The organism is Streptomyces sp. NBC_01508, from assembly GCF_045040315.1.
In the GTDB taxonomy this organism is placed as follows: Bacteria; Actinomycetota; Actinomycetes; order Streptomycetales; family Streptomycetaceae; genus Streptomyces.
Window position 1 is genome coordinate 867,859 of record NZ_CP109419.1, and the last position, 19,894, is coordinate 887,752.

Annotated in this window: 19 protein-coding genes and 2 pseudogenes; 12 read left to right on the top strand and 9 right to left on the bottom strand. The window is 71.2% G+C overall.

Going from position 1 to position 19,894, the window contains the following annotated elements:
• Positions 1–22 precede the first annotated feature (22 nt).
• The 3 genes and pseudogenes from OG700_RS04020 to def all read right to left on the bottom strand — a co-directional run.
• Positions 23–625, bottom strand: a pseudogene (locus tag OG700_RS04020) (class I SAM-dependent methyltransferase); the annotation flags it as partial.
• Between the two features lie 123 nt (positions 626–748).
• A complete protein-coding gene (locus OG700_RS04025) occupies positions 749–2,293 on the bottom strand; it encodes an FAD-binding oxidoreductase (protein ID WP_405608956.1) in 1,545 nt (514 codons plus the stop codon).
• Positions 2,294–2,435: 142 nt separating this feature from the next.
• The gene (def, locus tag OG700_RS04030) at positions 2,436–3,095 is read right to left on the bottom strand and encodes a peptide deformylase (protein WP_405608959.1); all 660 of its coding nucleotides are present in this window, start codon (positions 3,093–3,095) and stop codon (positions 2,436–2,438) included.
• 57 nt (positions 3,096–3,152) lie between these two features.
• Between def and OG700_RS04035 the strand changes: the two genes are divergently transcribed.
• From OG700_RS04035 to OG700_RS04055, 5 genes are all read left to right on the top strand, one after another.
• Positions 3,153–3,740, top strand: a complete 588-nt coding sequence (locus tag OG700_RS04035; RefSeq protein WP_405608962.1) for an ArsR/SmtB family transcription factor — start codon at positions 3,153–3,155, stop codon at positions 3,738–3,740.
• 157 nt (positions 3,741–3,897) lie between these two features.
• Positions 3,898–4,167 carry a hypothetical protein gene (locus OG700_RS04040; RefSeq protein ID WP_405608965.1) on the top strand — a complete coding sequence of 90 codons (270 nt, stop codon included), beginning with the start codon at positions 3,898–3,900 and terminating at the stop codon, positions 4,165–4,167.
• A 75-nt stretch (positions 4,168–4,242) separates the two neighbouring features.
• Positions 4,243–4,539, top strand: a complete 297-nt coding sequence (locus OG700_RS04045; RefSeq protein ID WP_405608968.1) for a hypothetical protein — start codon at positions 4,243–4,245, stop codon at positions 4,537–4,539.
• A gap of 138 nt (positions 4,540–4,677) precedes the next feature.
• Positions 4,678–5,973 carry an LAETG motif-containing sortase-dependent surface protein gene (locus tag OG700_RS04050; protein WP_405608971.1) on the top strand — a complete coding sequence of 432 codons (1,296 nt, stop codon included), beginning with the start codon at positions 4,678–4,680 and terminating at the stop codon, positions 5,971–5,973.
• Between the two features lie 146 nt (positions 5,974–6,119).
• The gene (locus OG700_RS04055) at positions 6,120–6,878 is read left to right on the top strand and encodes a hypothetical protein (RefSeq protein WP_405608974.1); all 759 of its coding nucleotides are present in this window, start codon (positions 6,120–6,122) and stop codon (positions 6,876–6,878) included.
• 31 nt (positions 6,879–6,909) lie between these two features.
• Here the strand turns inward: OG700_RS04055 and OG700_RS04060 are convergent, their stop codons facing one another.
• Positions 6,910–7,119: a hypothetical protein gene (locus OG700_RS04060; protein WP_405608977.1), complete on the bottom strand. Its 210-nt coding sequence runs from the start codon at positions 7,117–7,119 to the stop codon at positions 6,910–6,912.
• Positions 7,120–7,215: 96 nt separating this feature from the next.
• Here OG700_RS04060 and OG700_RS04065 point away from each other — a divergent pair.
• A pseudogene (locus OG700_RS04065) lies at positions 7,216–7,443 on the top strand (ATP-binding protein); the annotation flags it as partial.
• A 214-nt stretch (positions 7,444–7,657) separates the two neighbouring features.
• Here the strand turns inward: OG700_RS04065 and OG700_RS04070 are convergent.
• From OG700_RS04070 to OG700_RS04080, 3 genes are read right to left on the bottom strand one after another with little or no spacing between them, the layout of a single operon-like run.
• On the bottom strand, positions 7,658–8,422 hold the full coding sequence (locus OG700_RS04070) for an enoyl-CoA hydratase/isomerase family protein (RefSeq protein ID WP_405608980.1): 765 nt from the start codon (positions 8,420–8,422) through the stop codon (positions 7,658–7,660).
• Positions 8,419–9,612, bottom strand: coding sequence for a carbohydrate ABC transporter substrate-binding protein (locus OG700_RS04075; protein ID WP_405608983.1), 1,194 nt, complete (start codon positions 9,610–9,612; stop codon positions 8,419–8,421). The genes OG700_RS04070 and OG700_RS04075 overlap by 4 nt, the downstream gene beginning before the upstream one ends.
• Before the next feature lie 2 nt (positions 9,613–9,614).
• Positions 9,615–10,808, bottom strand: a complete 1,194-nt coding sequence (locus OG700_RS04080) for a CaiB/BaiF CoA transferase family protein (RefSeq protein WP_405608986.1) — start codon at positions 10,806–10,808, stop codon at positions 9,615–9,617.
• 222 nt (positions 10,809–11,030) lie between these two features.
• On the opposite strand from OG700_RS04080, the gene OG700_RS04085 reads away from it, so the two are divergent.
• Complete coding sequence (locus tag OG700_RS04085; RefSeq protein WP_405608989.1) at positions 11,031–12,392, top strand: MFS transporter; 1,362 nt, start codon at positions 11,031–11,033, stop codon at positions 12,390–12,392.
• 101 nt (positions 12,393–12,493) lie between these two features.
• Positions 12,494–13,258: a FadR/GntR family transcriptional regulator gene (locus OG700_RS04090; protein ID WP_405608992.1), complete on the top strand. Its 765-nt coding sequence runs from the start codon at positions 12,494–12,496 to the stop codon at positions 13,256–13,258.
• Between the two features lie 81 nt (positions 13,259–13,339).
• Here OG700_RS04090 and OG700_RS04095 read toward each other — a convergent pair whose 3' ends face one another.
• Both OG700_RS04095 and OG700_RS04100 read right to left on the bottom strand, forming a co-directional pair.
• Positions 13,340–14,245, bottom strand: coding sequence for an ROK family protein (locus OG700_RS04095; RefSeq protein ID WP_405608995.1), 906 nt, complete (start codon positions 14,243–14,245; stop codon positions 13,340–13,342).
• Positions 14,246–14,325: 80 nt separating this feature from the next.
• Positions 14,326–15,069: a GntR family transcriptional regulator gene (locus OG700_RS04100; protein WP_405608998.1), complete on the bottom strand. Its 744-nt coding sequence runs from the start codon at positions 15,067–15,069 to the stop codon at positions 14,326–14,328.
• A 183-nt stretch (positions 15,070–15,252) separates the two neighbouring features.
• Here OG700_RS04100 and OG700_RS04105 point away from each other — a divergent pair, with 183 nt between their 5' ends.
• The 4 genes from OG700_RS04105 to OG700_RS04120 all read left to right on the top strand — a co-directional run bounded on the left by OG700_RS04105 (position 15,253) and on the right by OG700_RS04120 (position 19,894).
• Positions 15,253–16,410, top strand: coding sequence for a Gfo/Idh/MocA family protein (locus OG700_RS04105; protein ID WP_405609001.1), 1,158 nt, complete (start codon positions 15,253–15,255; stop codon positions 16,408–16,410).
• Complete coding sequence (locus OG700_RS04110) at positions 16,407–17,354, top strand: sugar phosphate isomerase/epimerase family protein (RefSeq protein ID WP_405609004.1); 948 nt, start codon at positions 16,407–16,409, stop codon at positions 17,352–17,354. The genes OG700_RS04105 and OG700_RS04110 overlap by 4 nt, the downstream gene beginning before the upstream one ends.
• A 204-nt stretch (positions 17,355–17,558) precedes the next feature.
• Positions 17,559–18,944 (top strand): ABC transporter substrate-binding protein, encoded by a 1,386-nt coding sequence (locus tag OG700_RS04115; protein ID WP_405609007.1) that lies wholly within the window; start codon positions 17,559–17,561, stop codon positions 18,942–18,944.
• Positions 18,941–19,894, top strand: a complete 954-nt coding sequence (locus tag OG700_RS04120; protein WP_405609010.1) for a carbohydrate ABC transporter permease — start codon at positions 18,941–18,943, stop codon at positions 19,892–19,894. The genes OG700_RS04115 and OG700_RS04120 overlap by 4 nt, the downstream gene beginning before the upstream one ends.

A 19,894-nucleotide genomic window follows, 5' to 3' on the forward strand; every position in this document is an offset into this window, starting at 1 on the left:
TCTCGATCGTGGCCGGCTCGACGGAGTCGATCCGCAGCGTGCCGGCGAAAGCGGCCGTGATGTCGTCCCTGGTCAGCCGGTAGGGACCGCCCACCGCCCCCGGCGCGCGGGGCTCCCGGTCGCTGAAGCACAGCATGAAGTAGCGGCCCCCAGGACGCAGCACCGCCCGCAGGCCTGCCGTGAAGGCGGCGCGGTCGTCCGGGTCGAGCAGGTGGAACAGGCCGCTGTCGAGCACCGTGTCGAACCGCTCGCCCAGATCCGCCAGCCGCCGCGCGTCGTGGTGCAGGAAGCGCGCGGGCAGGCCGCGCCGGCTCGCCTTGTCCCGCGCGGCCCGCAGCGCGGTGGCCGCCAGGTCCACACCGGTGGCGTCGAGGCCGAGGCCGGCGCACATGAGCACGTGCTCGCCGGTCCCGCAGCCGACGTCCAGCACCCGCCCCCGGATGGCCCCGGACCGCGCGAGGTCGAGGAAGACCGGCTGGGGGCGGCCGATCTCCCACGGTGGCGGCTCGGCGTACAGGTCGTCCAGCCGCTGCCAGGGGTTCGCCGGGATCTCGGTGTCCGGGGCGTTCGCGGCGTCCGCGTCTTGAGCGTCGTCCGCGTCGTCGGGCGGGGGCTGTCCGGACATGGCGTGCCACCTTCCGTCGTTGCCGTCGCCCGGCTCCGTCACGGCTCACCGGGGTCGCGGTCGCGTCATGGGGCGCTGTCGCCGGTCAATTCTACGCCTGGAGGACTTCCACGCCGAGTGGACTCATCGGCTCTCGGGGCCGCCGACGGCCTGCGCGTAGCGGAACAGCCCGGCCGGGTCGTACCGGCGCTTGACGTCGACCAGGCGCTCGTAGTTGGCGCCGTAGTAGGCGTGCTGCCAGTCCCGTAGATCCGGGTCGGGGAAGTTGACGTAGGCCGCGTCGGTGCGCAGGCGGTGGCGGAGCGTGCGGTGCGTGGTGCGGGTCTGCTCCAGCAGGGCGGCCACCTCGGCGGGTGCGGTGCCGGGCTTCCACCGGGCGCTGATGTCGATCACGAAGGTGGCTCCGCGGTGGGGGTACGCGGTCTCGTCCGGGCGGGGTGCGCCGCTGGAGCCGCCCATGGCGAAGAGCGTCACCTGGCCGGTGGCCCCGGCCGGTCCGGGGCGCCAGGTACGGACCCACTCGATGATGGCGGTCACCGTGTCCGGGGTCGGCCAACGGTCGGGGACAAGGGACTTGGTGGCATGGGACTCCGGCGACAGGGGCGCCTTGAGGTGGTCCTGCGCGGACCAGAAGTCGCGCTCCTCGATGAACACCTTGGCCGGGCGCAGCTTGAGCAGTGCCCCGAAGGCCGCGCGCAGCGTCTCCTCGGATCCGAGCCGGTGGCCGAGCACCGACAGGGACGTCGTGCCGTCGCCCGCGTGCTTGAAGCCGATGCGCAGATCCAGGTCGTTGCCGCGGTCGGCGCCCAGAAGGTGCCGCGCCTGCGCCATCACCTTCACGCCCGCCCGCAGCTCGAAGGTGAGGTCGAAGACGGTGGCACGCAGTCGGTTCACCGGTACGGCGTCGAAGACGAACGCGGTGTTGATGCCGAAGTTGCCGCCCGCCCCGCCTCGGCACGCCCAGAACAGATCGGCGTTCTCGTCGTCGGCGGCACGCACCACGGTGCCGTCGGACAGGACGACGCGGGTCTCGGCGAGCCGGTCGCAAGTCAGTCCCCACTTGCGGTCGTTGAAGCCGAGCCCGCCGCCGAGTGTCAGGCCGGCCACGCCGACGCCGGGGCAGCGTCCGCCGGGGAAGTACAGGCCCGAGTCGCGGGCCGCGTACACGTCGGAGTTGGTGGCGCCGCCGCCCACGCGCAGTTGGTGTCCGCGCGGCGTCACTCGCCGGATCGCCCGCAGGCTGATCACCAGACCGCTGGTGGTGGAGAACCCGGCATAGCTGTGGCCGCCGGAGCGGGGCACGAAGGGCACTGCGTGCTTCGCGCACCACCGGACAGCCGCCGCCACGTCGTCCTGCGAGGCGCAACTCAGCACGCCGGCGGGGCGGATGGAGGCGTAGCGCCGATTGTCGGCGGTGGCGTGGGCCGGGTAGTCCTGATCGCCCGGTCGGTACAGCCGGGCGGCCGGGCCCACCGCCCGGCGCAACTCCCGCCAGGCGGCGGGCTCGGGGCGCCGTCCGGTGGCTGCCGCCACCGGATCACTCCCGTACGCCCCTGCCAGCACGGCCCCGGCCGCTGAGGCCGCGCCGCCGCGCAGCACGACTCGTCGGCCGACCTCTCGGTTGACCTCGCGGTTGACTTGTCGGTTGACTTGTCGATTGATCTGCACAGTCGTTCCCTTGCCGCCGTCATCACATGAGTCGCCCGTATCGGGCAGGTTCACGATGGGGCGGCGGCGGGGCACCAAGGGTCCACGACACTCCCGGGTGGTCACGGTTCACGCCAAGGAGCATGGCGGACCCCGGCCGGGATCAGCCCAAGTCGGCCGCCCTGAGCGCACGTTGGGCGAAGACTACCTCGCGCCGTTCTGCCGTCTGCCGCAACGCGTCCTTGCGGTCCCGCCTGGAGAGCCGGTCCAGATACGTGTGGCCGACAAGGTGATCGCTTTCGTGCTGGAGACACCGGGCGAAGTAGCCCAGCCCCTCGATGACGAGCGGGGTGCCGTCCTTGTCGAATCCGCGAACGACGGCACGATCGGTGCGGGGAACCGCCATGACCGCACCGGGCACGGACAGACAGCCCTCGAAGTCGTCGACGAGTCGGCGGCTGCCCGGATCGGGCTGGTCCAGAACGGGGTTGACGAGGTGGCCGACGTGCCGGATCCCGTCGTCGTCCGGACAGTCGTACACGAACAGCCGCAAGTCGACGCCGACTTGATTCGCGGCCAGGCCGGCGCCCTCGGCCACGTACATCGTCACGAACATGTCGTCGATCAGCGCCGACAACTCGGGGGAACCGAATGCGGTCACCTCCCGGCACGGCCGGCTCAGCACCTCCTCCCCCACCTCCGTGACCCGGCGCACCGAACCGCGTCCCGCCTCCGGCGGCAGTCGCGGATACGAGTCGACGGGTCGGCCCCTCACACGGACCCGCCGGTCGACGGGACGGGACCGCTCCTGGCGAACCGACATGGCCGCTCCCCCTTCACGCACTTGCCAAGACCTTTGCAAAGTAGCAGACTTTGCAAAGTGACTGAAGATGACGTCAACGACCGCGCACTCGGCGCCGGCGACGGACTGCGCGAGCACGAGGTCCGTACGGCCCTGCTGGACCTGCTCGCCGAAGTCGGCACCGTCACGGCGACCGAAGCCGCCTCCCGGCTGGGCTACAGCTCCGGACTCTGCTCATTTCACCTGCGGCAGCTCGCCCGTCACGGATACCTCGAAGAGGCCCCTCACCTCGGGGGCCGCGCACGGCCCTGGCGGCTGAGGCGGCACGACCTCGCCGCCGCCGGGGCCGCGGAGGAGCGGTTCGGCGACCTGGCCCGGGGGCTGGAGGACGAGAGCTGGCAGCGATGGCTGACTCAGCGGGACGAGGCGCCGTCCGCATGGCGCCACGACGAAGCCTTCAGCGCCGTCGCCTATCTGACACCCGGGGAGATGAGCCGGGTCGCGGACGTGATCCGGCGGGCGCTCGCGCCGTACCAGGACCGCGAACAGCGCCCCCTGGCCCGGCCCGACGACGCCCGGCCGGTGGCCCTCATCACCCGGCTGTTTCCCCTGCTTCCCCACGCGACGGACGAGCCGGGCAAGCCGGGCGAGGCCGACCAGAGCTGAGAACCCGGCCGCCGCACGGGATCGGCGACCGGCGACGCGGCGGATCCGCCGGACGTTCAGGGCGTTACCGCACGGCCGGGAGAACCACGAAGGGGGTGGTCGTGGCCACCGCGTTCGGCCAGTTGTCGCCGGTCACCTGGCGCTGTCGGAGGCACGGATGATCGACGTCGTCACCGGCGGCGTGATCGGTCTGCTGTGCGGGCTCCTGGCCTGGCCGGCCGGGGCCCGAAGGGAAATCCGCCGTGCCATGGCCGGGCTGACGCACCCGTGCGGCGGCCTGGTGCCCACGACCGCGGAGACACTGCCGACCCCGGCGCCGGGCTCGTCGGCACAGCCGCAGCCGCAGCCACAGACGCAGACGCAGCCACAGACGTCGCCGAGCCGGCACAGGCTGCGCCTCGCCGAGGAGGCGTACGCGCAGTACTGAGGCGAGTCCCCGGGCGCCTCGGAGAGAACCGGCACCGACTGGCACGCGGTGCTCCTTGTCGCCAACCACGTGCTCATGGGCGCGCATCGGCTGCCCCGCTTCGGCCTGCGTCCGAGCTCCGGTACGACGGGGCCGCCCGCGGCCTGGGTCCGCGCCACAGCGGCCGCTCTGGAAGTGGAGGCCGACCGGATCGCTTCGCTGCCGGCCGGCCGAACGGTGCCCGCACGGCGGCCCGTACCGCAACCGGGCGACTACCCACCGGCTTCCCTGTCGGTCGATCTGGAGGTGTGGATGACAAGCCTCGGCCACCAGCTCGCCCGGATCGAGCACTCGTTGACGCCACCGTCCCGCTCGGGGGCCGTGAAGCTGTAACGGCCCGGGACGTTCGGATTCGGCGCACCCCAAGTCCCTTGCGTGCAACCCTTCTTCGACGACAAGAGTCTCTGCTGTAGAGGGACTGTCCTCCTGGAGGGCACCGTCCGTTCACCCGCGTCCCACAGAGGTTCTTCCATGCTGATTCCCCCACACATCCGCCGTACCTCCCGTACCGCTCGCACGTCTGGTGCGTCTCGTACCGTTGTCGCCGCGCTGAGCGGCGTCGGCCTGATCGCACTGGGCGTGGCCCCCGCCGCGATCGCGGACGAGCCCGCGCCCGCTCTCGTCCTGGGCGACATCGCCCCGATCAACGGCGTGAAGCCGGGCAGCAGCTTCGATCCGCCGGTCACGGTGGCGAACAAGGGCACCAAGACCGCCGACAAGGTCTGGGTCTACTACTCCGTCACCAGGGGCCTGGACTACGCGGCGATTCCGTCCAACTGCCAGTCGCACCAGGTCCCTTCCTACGACGAGATGACCGAGAAGTCGAACGTGGTGTGTGAGTTCGACCAGGCGGTGGAGCCCGGCGACGTCTACGCGCCCGAGAAGCCTCTCTCGGTCAAGGCCCTGGACCGCGCGCTCTACGACGACCTGCGCCTGACCGTCGGGGACACCGCACCGGAGCTGGACGAATCCGCCACACAGCCGGTGGCCGGGACCGCGCCGGCGGTGAAGCTGGTCGAGCGCCCGTCCGGCGGCGAGGGCACCGACAACGCCGTCGACGTACCGGTCACCTCCGTCAACACCGCCGACTACCAGGTGACGGGAGCCGCCCTGAAGGGTCGCGTCGGCGAGACGGTGCCGCTGACGGTGAAGTTCACCAACGCCGGTCCCGCCTGGGTGCTGACCGGGTACGAGGACCCGCTCGTCAGTGTCCTGGTCACACCCCCTGCCGGAACGTCGGTCGTCAAGCCCCACGGGTACTGCGAGCCCAAGGGGAAGGCGTATTCCTGCGGCATCAGCCAGCGTTGGGTCGATGAGGGCGGGGGCGAGACCTACACCTTCAAGCTGAGGATCGACAAGCAGGTGGCGGGCGCCAAGGGCGCGGTGGCGCTGAGCACCGAGGCACGGCCGTACGACCCCGACAAGGCCAACGACAAGGCGGCCATCACGCTGGACGTGACGGGCGGCGGGTCGGCCGGGTCGAGCGGATCGAACGGGGCGACCGGCGGCTCGGCCAGCGGCTCGGGCGGCTCGGGCGGCTCGACCGGCGGCACCGGGGGCTCGGACGGCGGCTCCTCGTCGACCGGTGGCGCGGGTACGTCCTCGACCGGCGGCAGCGGGTCGAGCACGACCGGCGGCAATCTGGCCACCACCGGCTCCTCCTCCGCGACACTGCCCATCGCGGGCGCGGCCGCGGCGGCGGTCGTCGTGGGCGCGGGCATCATCCTCGTCGTACGCCGCCGCCGGGCCACCCAGAACTCGGACTGACCCGGACCGACTTCGACGGTGTCGGCGGCGCCCCTGCGGGCAGCTACCCGCAGGGGCGCCGGCGGCCGGCGCCTCCGTGGTGCCGAGGAGGCTGGTTGGCGTGCGGGATCCGACTGCTCCGTGGGGGTTATCCCTCACTGTCGTTCGTGGTCGTGTTCGGCGTCGGGTTGGCCGCGCTGGGGGTGGTGACCTGGCCGGCACGGCGCGGGGTCCGTCGCGGGGCGCCGCCCGACCCGCTTCCCGAGCTGAGCACGGACGAGCTGGCGTACCTGCACGGCGGCGAGTACCCGCTGACGGAGACGGAGTCGGCCCGGCTGGTGTCCGAGCGGCATCTACGGGTCGGCCAACCCGGGCGACTCGTCGCCACCCGCGAGGGAAAGGGGCCGGCCGGGGTGCTCCTGGACGCGGCCCGCCAACCCGCTCGGCCCGGTGATCTGCTCTCCGTGGCGAAGCGGGCGCCCGAGCCGGCACCGCTGATCCGGCGGATGCGGGACGAGAGACTGACCACCTCGGCACGGAGGCGGACGCTGCGGTGGTGGGGGCCGCAGGCGCTGCTGGCCGGCCGGCTGGTGGCCGGGGCGGCGTGGCTCGTGAGCGGCGCCCGGTCGGGGGCCGAGACATGGACGGCGAACAGTCCCGTCGTGGCTTTCGTGCCCGAGGTGGTGGTGGGTGCTCTGAGCTTCGCGATCCTGTGCGACGACGCCGGCGCGTTCCGCACCCGGGCCGGGACGGCGATCGTCACGGCACTGCGCTACCCCCGACAACGAAGTGGCGGCGCGCTACGGCCCGTTGCTGCGCGGCCCCGCCGGGACGGTGGCGGTGTCGGGCCTGTCCGCCTACCCGGACAAGAAGGTGCGGGCCGCGCTGGACGGCCCGCCCGGCCGGTGGTCGGCCGGCGGCCCTGACTCCCCCGCGCCGCCCCGCCCAACGCCCGCCTCACCCCCGAATTTTCCCGTCCAGGAATCCGGTGATCGTGCCCATCACCTTCCGCGTGGCCCACTTCTCGCCGGCCTCGAGATCGCCGAGGAAGGCCAGGTCCCCGTGGTCGGCTCCCTTGACGACGTATCGAGTGGCCTCCACGCGCTTCGCCTTGAGCGCGTCGAGCAGGATCAGCGACTGGCTGGGCGATGTGGTCGTCGTCGCCATGGAGCACCGATGGCGGGTGCCGAGGACCGGCCGAGGTAGCTGGCGGGGTCGGCTGCCCTGTTGGCGGCGTGGTCCGTCGCGACGGTCCTGGACGCCGCGGTGGTGCGGGTCGCCGACCGCGGTCCCGGAATTCCGGTCCCTGACCAGGAACGGGTCTTCGACCGCTTCTACCGGGTGGACAAGGCCCGTACGCGCGACCGCGGCGGCAGCGGCAGCGGCCTGGGACTCGCGGTCGCGCGATCACTGATACAGGCTCACAACGGCACCACCGAACTCGCCAGCCACCCGGGTTCGACGGTCTTCACGGTCCGGATCCCCCGCTAGGGCGTGTTTCGAAAGTCCCGCCTGGCCGACGACGCCTGGCACGCGCACTCGCCGCGTTGTCGGAATCATCCAAGTACGTCCAGTACGAGAACAATCCTCCGCCTTGCGATCGCACGCACCAGACGCCGTCGGCCCCGCCCTTCGGGCGGACGGCGCTACTTTCGCAACACGCCCTAGGTCCTGTCCGGCGGCCTGCCGTTCGGATCAGGCCGGATCAGCGACCGGTGAACTTGGCGGGGCGCTTCTGTTTGAACGCCTCGCGGCCCTCGGCGGCGTCCTGGGTCGCGAACGACACGGTCTGCAGGTCGCGTTCGTACTGGATGCAGTTCTCCAGCGGCATGGCGTACGCGGCCCGCAGGTTGAGCTTGCCTGTCTGGGCTGCGACAGGGGCGCGCTCGGCCATGCGTCCGGCCAGTTCCCGGGCGGCCGGGAGAAGGTCCTCGGACGGGTGCGTGGCGGAGACAAGGCCCCAGGCCAGTGCCTGCTGAGCGGTGATGGGATCGCCGGTGTAGAGCATGAGGGCCGCGTTGGACGGACCGATGCTGTGGGTGAGGAACGCCGCCATGCCGCCTCCGCCGATCCAGCCGAGCTTGATCTCCGGCGCGGCGAACGACGCGGTGCCGGCGGCGAGCCTGATGTCGCAGGACATGGCCATCTCCAGCCCGCCGCCGAAGGCGTAGCCGTTGACGGCGGCGATGACGGGTTTGCGGATGCCGCGGATCGCGTCGCAGTAGTCGGGGCGGTCCCGGAACTCCCAGGCGGTGGGATAGGAGTCGAGTTCGGCGATGTCGCTGCCCGCGCAGAACGCCTTGCCGCTGCCGGTCAGCACGACCACGCGGATGTCGCGGTTGGTGTTGATCTCGTGGGCGGCCTCGCGGATACGCGTGGTCATGTCGGGAGTGACCGCGTTGAGTTTGTGCGGGCGGGTGAGTGTGAGGGTGGCGATGTGGTGGTCGATGTCGAAAGCGATGTCGTTCATGGCTGCGGCTCTCCGGGGGTCGGGGGAAGGAAGCGGGAGTACAGGGCGTCGACGTGGTCGGCGATCGTCTCGGCGGGCTGTTCGCCCGCCAGGCCCTCGCGGACGAGCTGCGAGGCCGTGTCCTGGAACGTCACCCATCCCGGGCGGCGGGGGCGTACCCACGCCGCGTCGAGAGTGCGGACGGTGTCGCGGTAGAAGCCGCCCCAGTCGTCGTTGACCTGGTCCGAGGCCCAGGCGGCGCGGGAGCTGGGCTGCCCTCCCGTTCGCGGTACCAGGTCCTGCTGGACGGAGGGGGACATCAGGCGTCGTACGTGGGTGGCGGCCGCCTCGGGGTGTGCCCGGCGTGCGGAGACGGCCACGCCGGTGCCGCCCAGGACACTGCCGATCAGGCCCTCGGGACCGCGGGGTGCGTCCCGGAAGAGCAGGCGCGGTTCGCGGCTGTAGGTGACGTATCCGTAGACGAGCGGGCACACCGCGGGGCTGGCGCCGGCGGCGACCGAATCCAGGACGGTGATCGGGTTGCCGGCCGCGGTTGTCCGGTCGCAGTGCCGGTAGAGGCGGGCGAGCAGGTCGAGGGCGGACAGGGCCTGGGCGCGCGGCAGGTAAGTGGTGGGTCCTCCGGGCGTCGCTCCGTGGGCGAGCGCGATCGAGGTGAAGGTCAGGAAGGCGTGCGGTCCGCCCAGGCACAGGGTGACGCCGTGGCGTACGGCGTGCGCGAGCACGTCGTTCCAGGTGCGCAGCGCCTGGGCCGGCGGCCCGTCGGGGTGCACGGCCGCGACCTGTGTGGCCGCGTCCAGCGGGACGGCCCACTGCCGGTCCTGGTGCCGGTAGCTGTCGAAGGACGCACCGGCGGTGCCGGCCCGCCACCGGTCGAGCTCCGCGGCGTCGACGAGACCGTCGAGGGGAAGCAGGGCCCGCGCCTCGACCGCGTCGGCGAGGTGGGGGTGGTCGATGACCAGCAGGTCGTAGCGGTCGGCGAGTTCGCTCAGCGGCGTGGACTCGAAGCCCTCCAGGGGCTGGCGCTCCCAGACGAGGGATCCGGTGGCCGGCCCGTACCGGTGGGTGCCGTGCCGGTCGAGGTCGCTCAGGGCCTCCAGCGGTGCGTAGCCGCGCGGGTGGTTCCAGGTGATGCCGCGCAGGCTGACGGGCGGGCTCGTTCGGTCCGCCGCGGCGGTCTGCCGTGTGGTCATCGTCACACCTGCTCGGATGTGACGGCTCCGGAGTTCAGCAGCGCGTCGACGCGCTGCTCGCTGATGCCTGCCTCGCGCAGGATGTCGCGGCTGTGCTGGCCCACCAGCGGGGTGGGGTGGCGCAGTGCGGACGGTGTCCGGGTGAAGTGGATGGGGAAGCCCGGAGTGGTCACCGTTCCCTCGGTCGGGTGTTCGTAGCTCAGCAGCGAACCGTTGTGCTTGACCTGCGGGTCGTCGGGGATGTCGGCGTAGCCGTAGACGGGGCCGGCCCAGATGCCGTTGGCGTCGAACAGTTCCAGCCACTCCTGGGCGGTGCGCTCGCGCAGTTTGCCGGCGACCAGGCGGAAGACCGTGTCGCGCTGGGTGAAGCCGTCGACCTCGGAGTCCATGCCGAGGAGTTCGGGCAGGTCGAGGAGCGCGCCCAGCTTGGGCAGTGCGGGGAACGCCAGGGTGATCTCCCGGTCCGCCGTCTCGAAGGCGCCGTACGGGGCGCGGATGTAGGTATGGGCGTGCGGCTCGTCGGTGCGGGTGGCCCGCACCTTGCCCTGGGTGTAGACGCTCATCTCCTGGAGTTGCAGCGCGATGATCGAGTCCAGCATGTTGACCGTGATCAGCTGGCCCTGGCCGGTGCGCTCCTTGTGGAGCAGGCCGGCCAGTACGGCTTCGAACGCGGTGGAGGCCGTGACCGCGTCCACGACGTACAGCGGAGCCGGGTGCGGGGGGTCGCCGACCCGGCCCGCGCTCTTCATGAAGCCGGACATGCCCTGGAGCAGCAAGTCCTGCCCGGGGCGCTGGGCGTAGGGGCCGCTCTCGCCGTAGCCGGAGATCGACACGTACACGATCTGCGGATTGACGGCCTTGACGGACTCGTAGTCCACGCCCAGGCGTTCGGCGACGCCGGGGCGGTAGTTCTGGAGGAAGACATCGGCGGTGCGGGCCAGTTCCAGCAGCGCCTCGCGTCCCTGCGGGTCCTTCAGGTTCACCGCGAGGCTGCGCTTGTTGCGGTTGAGGGACAGGAAGCTGACGTTGATGCGGTTGCCGGTCGCCCCACCCGCGGCGACATGGCGCTGCCACTCGCCGGTGGTCGGCTCGACCTTGACCACGTCGGCGCCCAGATCGCCCAGACGTGCGGCGGCGAAGGGCCCGGACATCGCGATCGACAGGTCGAGGACGCGGTAGCCGTCTAGAACGCTCATGGGATGCCTCTCTGAAGCCACCGGGCGGCAGCTGCGGGTGTTGTCGCGTCACCACGCTACGACCTTGTCTGCCCAAGAGTCCAGATTGGTCATACAAATCTTTCAGATAGGTGTGACAAGTTATTGACCTCGACATGACGCGCGGCTTACGTTCCCGCCATGGCCGAAAACGGCCGCACTCGGCGGATAGGCAACCGTGCCCCGCCGCCAGGAGGAAACCTCATGTCCAAGACGCACCCCGGCGCAGCCGAACCACGCCGCTCGTCCCCCCGCGCCGTGGCAGCAGCGGCGCTCGTGGGATCCGCTCTCGAGTGGTACGACTACTTCCTGTACGGAGCCGCAGCCTCACTGGTCTTCAACAAGATCATCTTTCCGACCGAGCACGAGCTCCTGGGAACCCTCGCCGCCTTCGCGACCCTCGCCCTCGGCTTCCTCGTCCGCCCCCTGGGCGGTGTCTACTTCGGCGCCCTGGGCGACCGCGTCGGACGCAAGAAGGTCCTGGTCATCACCCTGCTGCTGATGGGCGGCGCGACCACCCTCATCGGCGCCGTCCCCAGCTACGAAACCGCGGGCTTCTGGGCACCGGTCATGCTGATCGTGCTGCGCCTCGCCCAGGGCTTCGGCGCCGGCGCCGAATTCGGTGGTGCCGCCGTCTTCAGCGCGGAGAACGCACCGCCCAACCGCCGCGGCCTGTTCGGCAGCTTCCCCGGCGTCGGCGTGTACATCGGCCTGCTGCTCGCGTCCGGCGTCTTCGCCCTGCTCACCCAGATGCCCGAGGATCAGTTCCTGTCCTGGGGATGGCGTCTCCCCTTCTTCGCCAGCATCCTCATGATCGCCGTGGCCCTCTTCGTCCGGCTGCGCATCGACGAGACCCCCGCCTTCCAGGAACTGCAGTCCCAGGACGCCGTCTCCACCTCGCCCCTCAAGGATCTGCTGCGCGAGCAGCGCAAGCCCGTCCTGATCGTCATGGGCTCCCAGGTCGCGCAGTCCGGCGTGAGCTACATCTACCAGACCTTCGTCGTCACCTACATCGCCGGCGCTCTCGCCATGTCGTCCAGCGTCGGGCCCGTCGGTGTGGCCTGCGCGGCGGGCGTCGCCGTCGTCACCACCCCGCTGTTCGGCGCGCTCACCGACCGTGTCGGACGCAAGCCCGTCTACCTCTTCGGCGCGGGATTCTCCGCGCTCTTCGCCTTCCCGTTCTTCGCCCTGGTCAACACCCGCTCCGAAGGACTGGTCATCCTCGCCATGGTGCTCGGCATCGGCGTGGGCATCGCGGCCATGCTCGGCGCCCAAGGTGCCTTCTTCTCCGAGCTGTTCGCCTCGCGGGTCCGCCTCAGCGGGCTGGTCTTCGGCCGCGAGATCAGCGCCGCGATCTTCGGAGGCTTCGCCCCCCTGGTCGCCGTCGCCATCTCCGCCGCGGCCGACGACGCCACCTGGCCCGTCGCCCTGCTGGCCATCAGCCTCAGCGCCGTCACCTTCATCTCGCTGCTGTACGCACCCGAGACCCGGCACATCGACATCAATGCCACGACCACCGGCGAAGCCGCCTCGAAGACCAACACTCCCGCGGGAATCGGCGGGTGACCCGTTCAACGGTGACCGCCTTCCCGAGCTGACACATGGGCAGGTACCGACGCGGGCCGCGACCCCCACGCGGACCCGCGGCGGGTGCGACAATGGCGACCATGAACGCTGCGTCTGAACGGCTGTACCCATCTGAGGGCTCTCACGGGGCCGTCGTTCACGCGCTGGGCTCCGCCATCGTCTCCGGCGAGTACCCGCCCGGATCGGCGATCCCCACCGAGGAACGGCTGACGACCAAGTTCGGCGTCAGCCGTCCCGTCGTACGCGAAGCCACCCGCGTCCTGCGCGGGAAGGGCCTGGTGAAGTCCACGGTCGGGCGCGGCACCATCGTTCAGCAGCCTTCCCAGTGGCACCTCCTCGACCCCGATGTCCTGGTCTGGCGCTACACCGACACCACGTCCGCCTCGGCCATGGACGATCTCACCGGCCTGCGCCTCTTCCTCGAACCCGCGGCGGCCCGACAAGCCGCGCACAACTCCAGCCCCCGCATCGTCGATTCCATCGAGGACGCCTTCGGGCGGATGAAGGACGCGGTCGAGGACACCGACGAGTTCGTCGAAGCGGACCTCGCATTCCACGCGGCGATCGTCGACGCCACCGAGAACGAACTCCTGATCCATCTCAACTCCATGCTGGCGATCGCCCTTCACACCCAACGCCGCATGCACACCACGTCGAAGACCCGGCACAAGCGCACCCTGCCCGCGCACCGGCGCGTGCTCGACGCCATCCGCGACCACCAACCGGACCAGGCCGAGGCCGAAGCACGCGACATCATCGAACGCGCCCACCAGGACATCCTGTATTACAGCGGGCGGGCCAAGAGGTCCGGCGTATCACGCAAGGCCACGGAGACAGAGATCTGACGCAAGCGGCCGACGGGGCAACAGCCCCCGTATCGCCCTTGGTTGTGCGCCGGCAGCCCTTACGCGGCCCGGAGGCCCGCGTCAGGCGGAGGCCAGGTGGGCCGCGCCGATCAGCCCCGCGGCCGGGCCGAGGGCGGCGGACAGCAAGGAAGGAGCGTCCGGGCGGGCCGCGCAGCCTTCGGCGTACGCGGACTCCATCGCCGACCACACCGGGCCCCGCGCCGTACCGAGGCCACCGCCGAGAACGATCGCGTCGGGGTCCAACAGCCGGACGGCCATGGCGAGTACGGTGCCCAGCGCGGCGCCCGCGGTGGCGAGGACGCGGACCGCGTCCGGGTCGCCGCGCTCCGCCAGCTCGGTCACCTCGCGGGCGCCGGGGGTGGTGACCCCGCCGAGCGCGCTGCGCCGGTCACCGATGCCGCGGCCCGAGCAGTACTCCTCCAGGCTGCCGCGCCAGCCGGGGTCGACCGACGCCGGGACCTCGAAGGCGCCCAGCGCGATGGCCTCACCGCGCCGCCCCGGTACGGGAGTTCCGCCGAGCACGACGGTGGACGACAGCCCGGTGCCCAGCGAGACGTAGAGAAAGTTGTCCAGGCCGCGCCCGGCGCCGTAACGGGCCTCGCCCAGCGCCCCGCACCGTACGTCGGAGCCGACCACGACGGGTATGCCGGGCAGTTCGGCGCGGAGCACCCGCTGGGGCTGGATGTCCCAGGCCAGCACTTCACGGCTGGTCAGCAGTCCGTCGGCGGCGACATACTCGGGAAAGCCGGCGCCCAGGGCGCCGACGGTGAGTCCGCGGCGGCCGGCCTCCGCCAGCAGCGCCCGCGCGGCGGCCGCGGTGCCGGCCAGGCCCGGGTCGCGCAGCCGGCCGTCGACAGCGGTGGGCCGCTCGGCGCGGTGCAGCACGGTGCCGTCGGCGGCCACCAGACCCGCGGCGATCTTCGTTCCGCCGACATCCAGGGCGGCGGTGACTTCGGTGGTGCTCACAGATCCTTCTTTCGTACGCGGTACGCGGGATGCGGCGCGCGGTGCGCGGCAGGCGGTACGCGCCGCGTGCCGGCGCGGTGTCAGTCCGACGAGCGATGCAGCGTCGCCTCGAAGCGGTAGGCGTCGCCCCGGTACACCGCGCGCCCGAGCAGCACCGGGATGTCCTGCGCATCACAGGTGACCTCCTCGCCGACCAGGACGGGGGTGCCGGCCGGGAGCCGCAACAGGCCCGCGAGCACCGGGTCGGCACCGTCCGCCCGCGCCGTGTACGCGCTGCGCGTCACCCGGATTCCGGCGATCTCCTCCAGCACCCCGAACAGGGAGCGGTCGGTGAGGTCCGCGGTCTCCAGGCCGGGTGCCCGGGACCGGATCAGCACGGTGGTGTCGACGCAGACCGGCACCTCGTCGAGGCCGCGCAGCCGGGAGATCTCCAGGACCTCGGAGGCGGGCGCCACCCTCAGCCGGGCGGACTCGTCATAGGTCGCGGGGCGCACCTTGCGGTGCAGTACCCGAGCGGTGGGCCGCAGTCCGCGCTCGCGGGCGATCTCGGTGAAGCTCCGCAGGAGGCTCGGCGGTTCGCTGACCACATCGGTCGAGACGTACCAGCCGCGCTGGGCGGAGGCGTTCACCCGTCCTTCGGCTTCGAGTCTCGCCAGCGCGTGCCGAAGACTGCTGCGGCTCACTCCGACCCGGGTGGCCAGGGCGCGCTCGCCGGGCAGTCGACTGCCCGGCACCCAGACCCGGCGGTCGAGGAGCTGTACCAGTTCTTGGTGGGCGAGTTGTACGGCGGGTCCCGCGGCTGATGGGGCGTCGTATTCGGTCACGGCAGGAAAGTACCAGAGCAACCAGTCTCCGGACCAGATGTCGATCTGGTACAGACTCTGGACTATCTGGTCTGACTCACTGCATAATCCTGAGAACGCCGAAGAGGCGGAATCTTTCATTCCTCTTTTGGGGTGCGGTCGCTTCCGTGCCGCCCTCAGTCCGCAGAGCCAAGGAAGTCTCAGATGCCGGTCTCCTCACCCGTCCGTCTCGCCGTGATCGGCGCGGGAACCATCTCCCAGTCGGTGCACCTGCCCGCCGTCCAGCGCCTCGGCGAGCTCTTCGAGCTCGTGACGGTCTGCGACCTGTCGCCCTCACGGGCCGCACAGGTCGCCGCCGGAGCCGGCGCGAACGTGCGCTCCACCCACAGCTACGAGACGGTCCTGGCCGACGCGGACATCGACGCCGTCCTGCTGGCCACCCCGGGCACCCACGCCCGCGCCGCCCGCGCCGCCCTGGAAGCCGGAAAGCACGTACTCGCCGAGAAGCCGCTCTGCCTCACCACCGCCGAGGCCGCGGAACTGGGCGCGCTCGCCGACTCCAGGGGCCTGGTCCTCCAGGTCGGCTACATGAAGATGTACGACCCGCTGACCGAGGTCGCCGCCGCCGAGCTGGCCCGGCTCGACACCCCGCGCACCGTCCGCGTCACCGTGCTCCACCCGGCCGACGAGCCCCAGGTCGAGCATCTGCGGATGTCCCGCCCCGCCGACGACGCCGATATGTCCGTGGTCGAGGACGACCTGGCCTACGAGGCCGAGCGCACCGCCGAAGCCGTCGGGGAGATTCCCGCCCCCCTCGCCGCCTACTACCGCGACGTCCTCAACGGATCGGTGATCCACGAGCTCTCGGTGCTGCGCGCCCTCGGCTTCACCCTGCCCACCGCGTTCGACTCCGCCGAGCTGTGGCCCTGGCCGGTCGAGGGCGAGCCGCCGTGTCTGCTGGCCACCGGCGATCTGGGCGACGGCGCCAAGCTGGTCATCAACTGGAACTGGCTGCCGGACCACCCCGAGTACGGCGAGGAGATCGCGGTACTGGCACGCGACGGACGGCTGCGCCTGGACATGGCGGCCCCCTACCTGGTCGATGTGCGCAGCTCGCTGCGGGTGGAGCGGGTGGAGAACGGCGTACGCCACGACTCCACCGTCAAGCACGGCTACGACACCGGTTTCGTCCGCCAGCTGGAACAGTTCGCGGCTTCCGTACGTGACGGCGCCCCGGTCCGCTCCGGCGCGGCCGGCGCCGCGGAGGACATCCGCTGCCTCCAGGCCCTGATCGCCACCCTCGCGGCGCGCGAGGGCATCCAGGTCGGCGGGGAAGCCGCCGGAGAGGAGAACGGCAAGTGACCACGTCCGAGCAGATCACCACACCCGGGCCGCGGCTCGGCAACGCCCCGGTCAGTTACGGCGTCTACGGCGAGGGCGCGGGCGGTGCGGGCACCTCCGCCGACGCGCTGCTCTCCTCGATGGCCGAGGCCGGTTACGAGGGCAGCGAACTCGGCCCGCCCGGATTCTTCGGCACCCCCGAGGAGACCGCGACCGCGTTCGCCCGCCACGGCCTGGCCGCGGTCGGCGCCTACATCCCGGTCCACTACGCGCTCGGCGACGACGTCGTCGCGTACGACATGCGGCGGATGGAGCAGACGTGCCGTGAACTGGCCGCCTGCGCCGAGCGGTCCGGCGAGACGCCCCTCGCGATCCTCGCCGACGAAGGCAGCCAGGCGCTGCTGGAGAACCCGGCCCGCGCCTGGGACGACCGGTCGCTGGCGCTGGACGAGGCCGGCTGGCGGCGGCTGGCCCAACTCTCCGCGAACGCCGTCGAACTGGCCCGCTCGTACGGGCTGCGCCCCTCCTTCCACCCGCACATCTCCACCTTCGTCGAATCGCCCTGGGAGGTCGACCGGCTGCTCGATCTCACCGAGGTCGGGCTGACGCTGGACATCGCGCACATCCAGCTCGCCGGCGGGGACCCGGTCGAGTGCCTGAAGAACTGGCGCGAGCGCATCAACCACGTGCATGTGAAGGACGTCGAGATGGACGTCATCCACCGCGCCAAGGCCGAGCGCCGCAAGGACTTCGACACCTGGTGGGCGGATGTCTGCGTGCCCTTCACCAAGGGTGATGTCGACATCGACGCCTTCCTCGCCGAACTGCTGGGCGGCGGCTACCGCGACTGGCTGGTGGTCGAACAGGACCGCGCGCCGACGCCCGCGGAGATCTACCCCCAGGTGGCCGCCGAGCAGGCCGCGAACCACACCTGGCTGACCGCCAGGGTCGCCGCACACCTCTGAGACACCGTGGACCGTGCCGTCGGCACACCGCCCGCCGTGCGGTGTGCCGACGGGACCACGGCACCTTGAGCACCCGGCGTACCCGGACGGTCCGGGGCTCCCGTAGCCCCCGGACCTCCACCGTCCGCCGGACCATCCCCACATCCGTATGTCACCGCTGCCCCCGGTTCGCGAAGACGCGTGCCGAAAAAAGTCGGAGCACCCATGAAGAAGCCGCGTTGGAACAGGGTCGCAGGGATCGCCCTGACCGCCCTCCTGGCAAGCGCCTGCAGTGTTCCGGGGGCGGGCGGTCCGGCCGCCTCCTCCGGAATCCAGGGGCCTCGTATCACCGAGCCCGTCACGCCCGAGGAAGTGGCGGAGCTGGGTGACACCACCCTTCGCGTCCTCGCCGACGCCGGCGAGGAGGGCACCCTCAAGAAGCTCGTGCCGCTGTACGAGAAGAAGTACCCGAACGTCAAGGTCGACGTCGCCACCAAGGGCTTCGACGACCTGATGAAGACCGTCGTCAACTCGATGTCCGGCTCGGACGCCCCGGACCTGGCGCAGGGCAATCAGGGCTACGGCACCGACGGCCCGCTGGTCGAGGCCGGACTGCTGCGCCCGCTGGACGACGTCATGCGCGCGTACGGCTGGGAGAACACCTTCACCGACGGCGCGCTCAAGCAGTTCCGCTGGTCGCAGGACGGTTCGATCTTCGGCTCCGGCAGTCTCTACGGCATCAGCCCGGCCACCGAGTTCGTCGGCGTCTTCTACAACACCGAGACGCTCGACAAGCTGGGCATCGAACCGCCGAAGACGTACGAAGAGTTCACGGCGGCGCTCGACAAGGCCAAGGAAGCGGGCACCCAGCCCCTCATGCTCGGCAACGCCGAGAAGTACCCGGCCAGCCAGGTCATCGGGCTGGTCCAGGCCCAGAACGTGCCCAGCCGCGATGTCCGCTCCTGGATCAGCGGCGTCCCCGGCGCGACCGTCGCCGACCCCGGCACCGTCGAAGCCGCCAGAACCGTTCAGGACTGGGCGAAGGACGGCTACTTCGGCAAGGGCTACGACGGCATCAGCTCCGACGACGCGGTCACCAAGTTCAGCCAGGGGCAGGGCGCCTTCCTGATCGCCGGCTCCTGGAACGCTCCCCCGCTCCAGGAGTCCATGAACGGCGAGGTCGGCTTCACCCTGCCCGCCCGCGCCGACGGCACCCGCGCTTCGGTGGGTTCGATGGGCCTGGGCTGGCACATCTCCGCGAAGAGCAAGAACACCAAGGCAGCGGTCGCCTTCCTCGACATGCTGATGAGCAAGGAGTTCGCCCAGGTCATCGCCGATGTGGGCCGCACCCCGGTCACCGGCGGCAGGGAGGTCAAGGCGGCCAGCCCGGTCGTCGAGCAGGTGAACGACATCGGTCTGAAGCTGCTCGCCGACGACGGCCAGAACTTCTATCTGGACTGGGCCTCCACCACGATGTACGACACGGTCGGCGCCACCACCCAGAACCTGCTGTCCGGCCGCAGCACCCCGGAGGGCTTCGCCCAGGGCCTGCAGAAGGACTGGCTGGCCTTCGCCAAGAAGCAGCGGACCGACGCCCAGGACGCCTCATGAGTCCCCGCCTCCCGGCCGGCCCGACGGGCCGCACCGGGCAGGGCACCGGTGCGCACGCCCCCCAGGGCCGGGTGCGGGCCTGGGCCGCCCGCCAGTACTGGCCGGCCTTCCTCTACCTCGCGCCCGCCGCGATCTTCTACATCCTGTTCGTGCTGCGCCCGATCGGCCAGACCGCCTGGATCTCCCTGTTCCACTGGGACGGCATCACTCTCGGCCGGTGGGCCGGGCTCGACAACTACACCGCCCTGCTGAGCGACGACCGGATACCCGCGGCGCTGGGCCACTCCCTGGTCTTCCTCGTCTTCTACGCCGTCTTCCCCGTCGCCATCGGCCTCGGGCTGGCCGCCCTGATCTCCCGGATCAAGGTCCGCGGACTCGCCTTCTTCCGCGCCGTGCTCTTCCTCCCGCAGATCCTGGCCACCGTCGTGGTCGCGGTCTCCTGGCGCTGGATGTACGACATCGACGGACCGATCAACGCGATACTGAGCGCCGTCGGCCTCGACTCCCTCACCCGAGCCTGGCTCGGTGACTACGCCACCGCGCTGCCCTCGGTCGGGCTCATCGGCACCTGGGTGATGTTCGGCCTGTGCATGGTGCTCTTCCTGGCCGGTGTGCAGAAGATCCCGGTGGAGCTGTACGAGTCGGCGCAACTGGACGGCTGCGGCCCGATCCGGGAGTTCTTCACCGTCACCCTGCCCGCGCTGCGCGGCGAGATCTCCGTCGCCCTGGTGCTCACGGTCACCTACGCGCTGCGCAACTTCGACCTGGTGTGGAACACCACCGCCGGCGGTCCCGGCTCCTCCACCACGGTCCCCAGCGTCTTCATCTACCAGGGCGCGTTCCTCACCCGCGAGGTCGGCGCAGCCTCCGCGATCTCCATCTGTCTGACCGCGGTCGTCCTCGTCGTCACCGTTGTGATCATCCGCGTGGTGCGCGGGAAGGAGAACTGA

Coding starts and splice junctions, on each gene's coding strand:
- def (WP_405608959.1), bottom strand. CDS start 3,095: ATGTCGGTTCGCCAGGAGCGGTCCCGTCCCGTCGACCGGCGGGTCCGT.
- OG700_RS04040 (WP_405608965.1), top strand. CDS start 3,898: ATGATCGACGTCGTCACCGGCGGCGTGATCGGTCTGCTGTGCGGGCTC.
- OG700_RS04045 (WP_405608968.1), top strand. CDS start 4,243: ATGGGCGCGCATCGGCTGCCCCGCTTCGGCCTGCGTCCGAGCTCCGGT.
- OG700_RS04050 (WP_405608971.1), top strand. CDS start 4,678: ATGCTGATTCCCCCACACATCCGCCGTACCTCCCGTACCGCTCGCACG.
- OG700_RS04060 (WP_405608977.1), bottom strand. CDS start 7,119: ATGGCGACGACGACCACATCGCCCAGCCAGTCGCTGATCCTGCTCGAC.
- OG700_RS04070 (WP_405608980.1), bottom strand. CDS start 8,422: ATGAACGACATCGCTTTCGACATCGACCACCACATCGCCACCCTCACA.
- OG700_RS04075 (WP_405608983.1), bottom strand. CDS start 9,612: ATGACCACACGGCAGACCGCCGCGGCGGACCGAACGAGCCCGCCCGTC.
- OG700_RS04080 (WP_405608986.1), bottom strand. CDS start 10,808: ATGAGCGTTCTAGACGGCTACCGCGTCCTCGACCTGTCGATCGCGATG.
- OG700_RS04085 (WP_405608989.1), top strand. CDS start 11,031: ATGTCCAAGACGCACCCCGGCGCAGCCGAACCACGCCGCTCGTCCCCC.
- OG700_RS04090 (WP_405608992.1), top strand. CDS start 12,494: ATGAACGCTGCGTCTGAACGGCTGTACCCATCTGAGGGCTCTCACGGG.
- OG700_RS04105 (WP_405609001.1), top strand. CDS start 15,253: ATGCCGGTCTCCTCACCCGTCCGTCTCGCCGTGATCGGCGCGGGAACC.
- OG700_RS04115 (WP_405609007.1), top strand. CDS start 17,559: ATGAAGAAGCCGCGTTGGAACAGGGTCGCAGGGATCGCCCTGACCGCC.
- OG700_RS04120 (WP_405609010.1), top strand. CDS start 18,941: ATGAGTCCCCGCCTCCCGGCCGGCCCGACGGGCCGCACCGGGCAGGGC.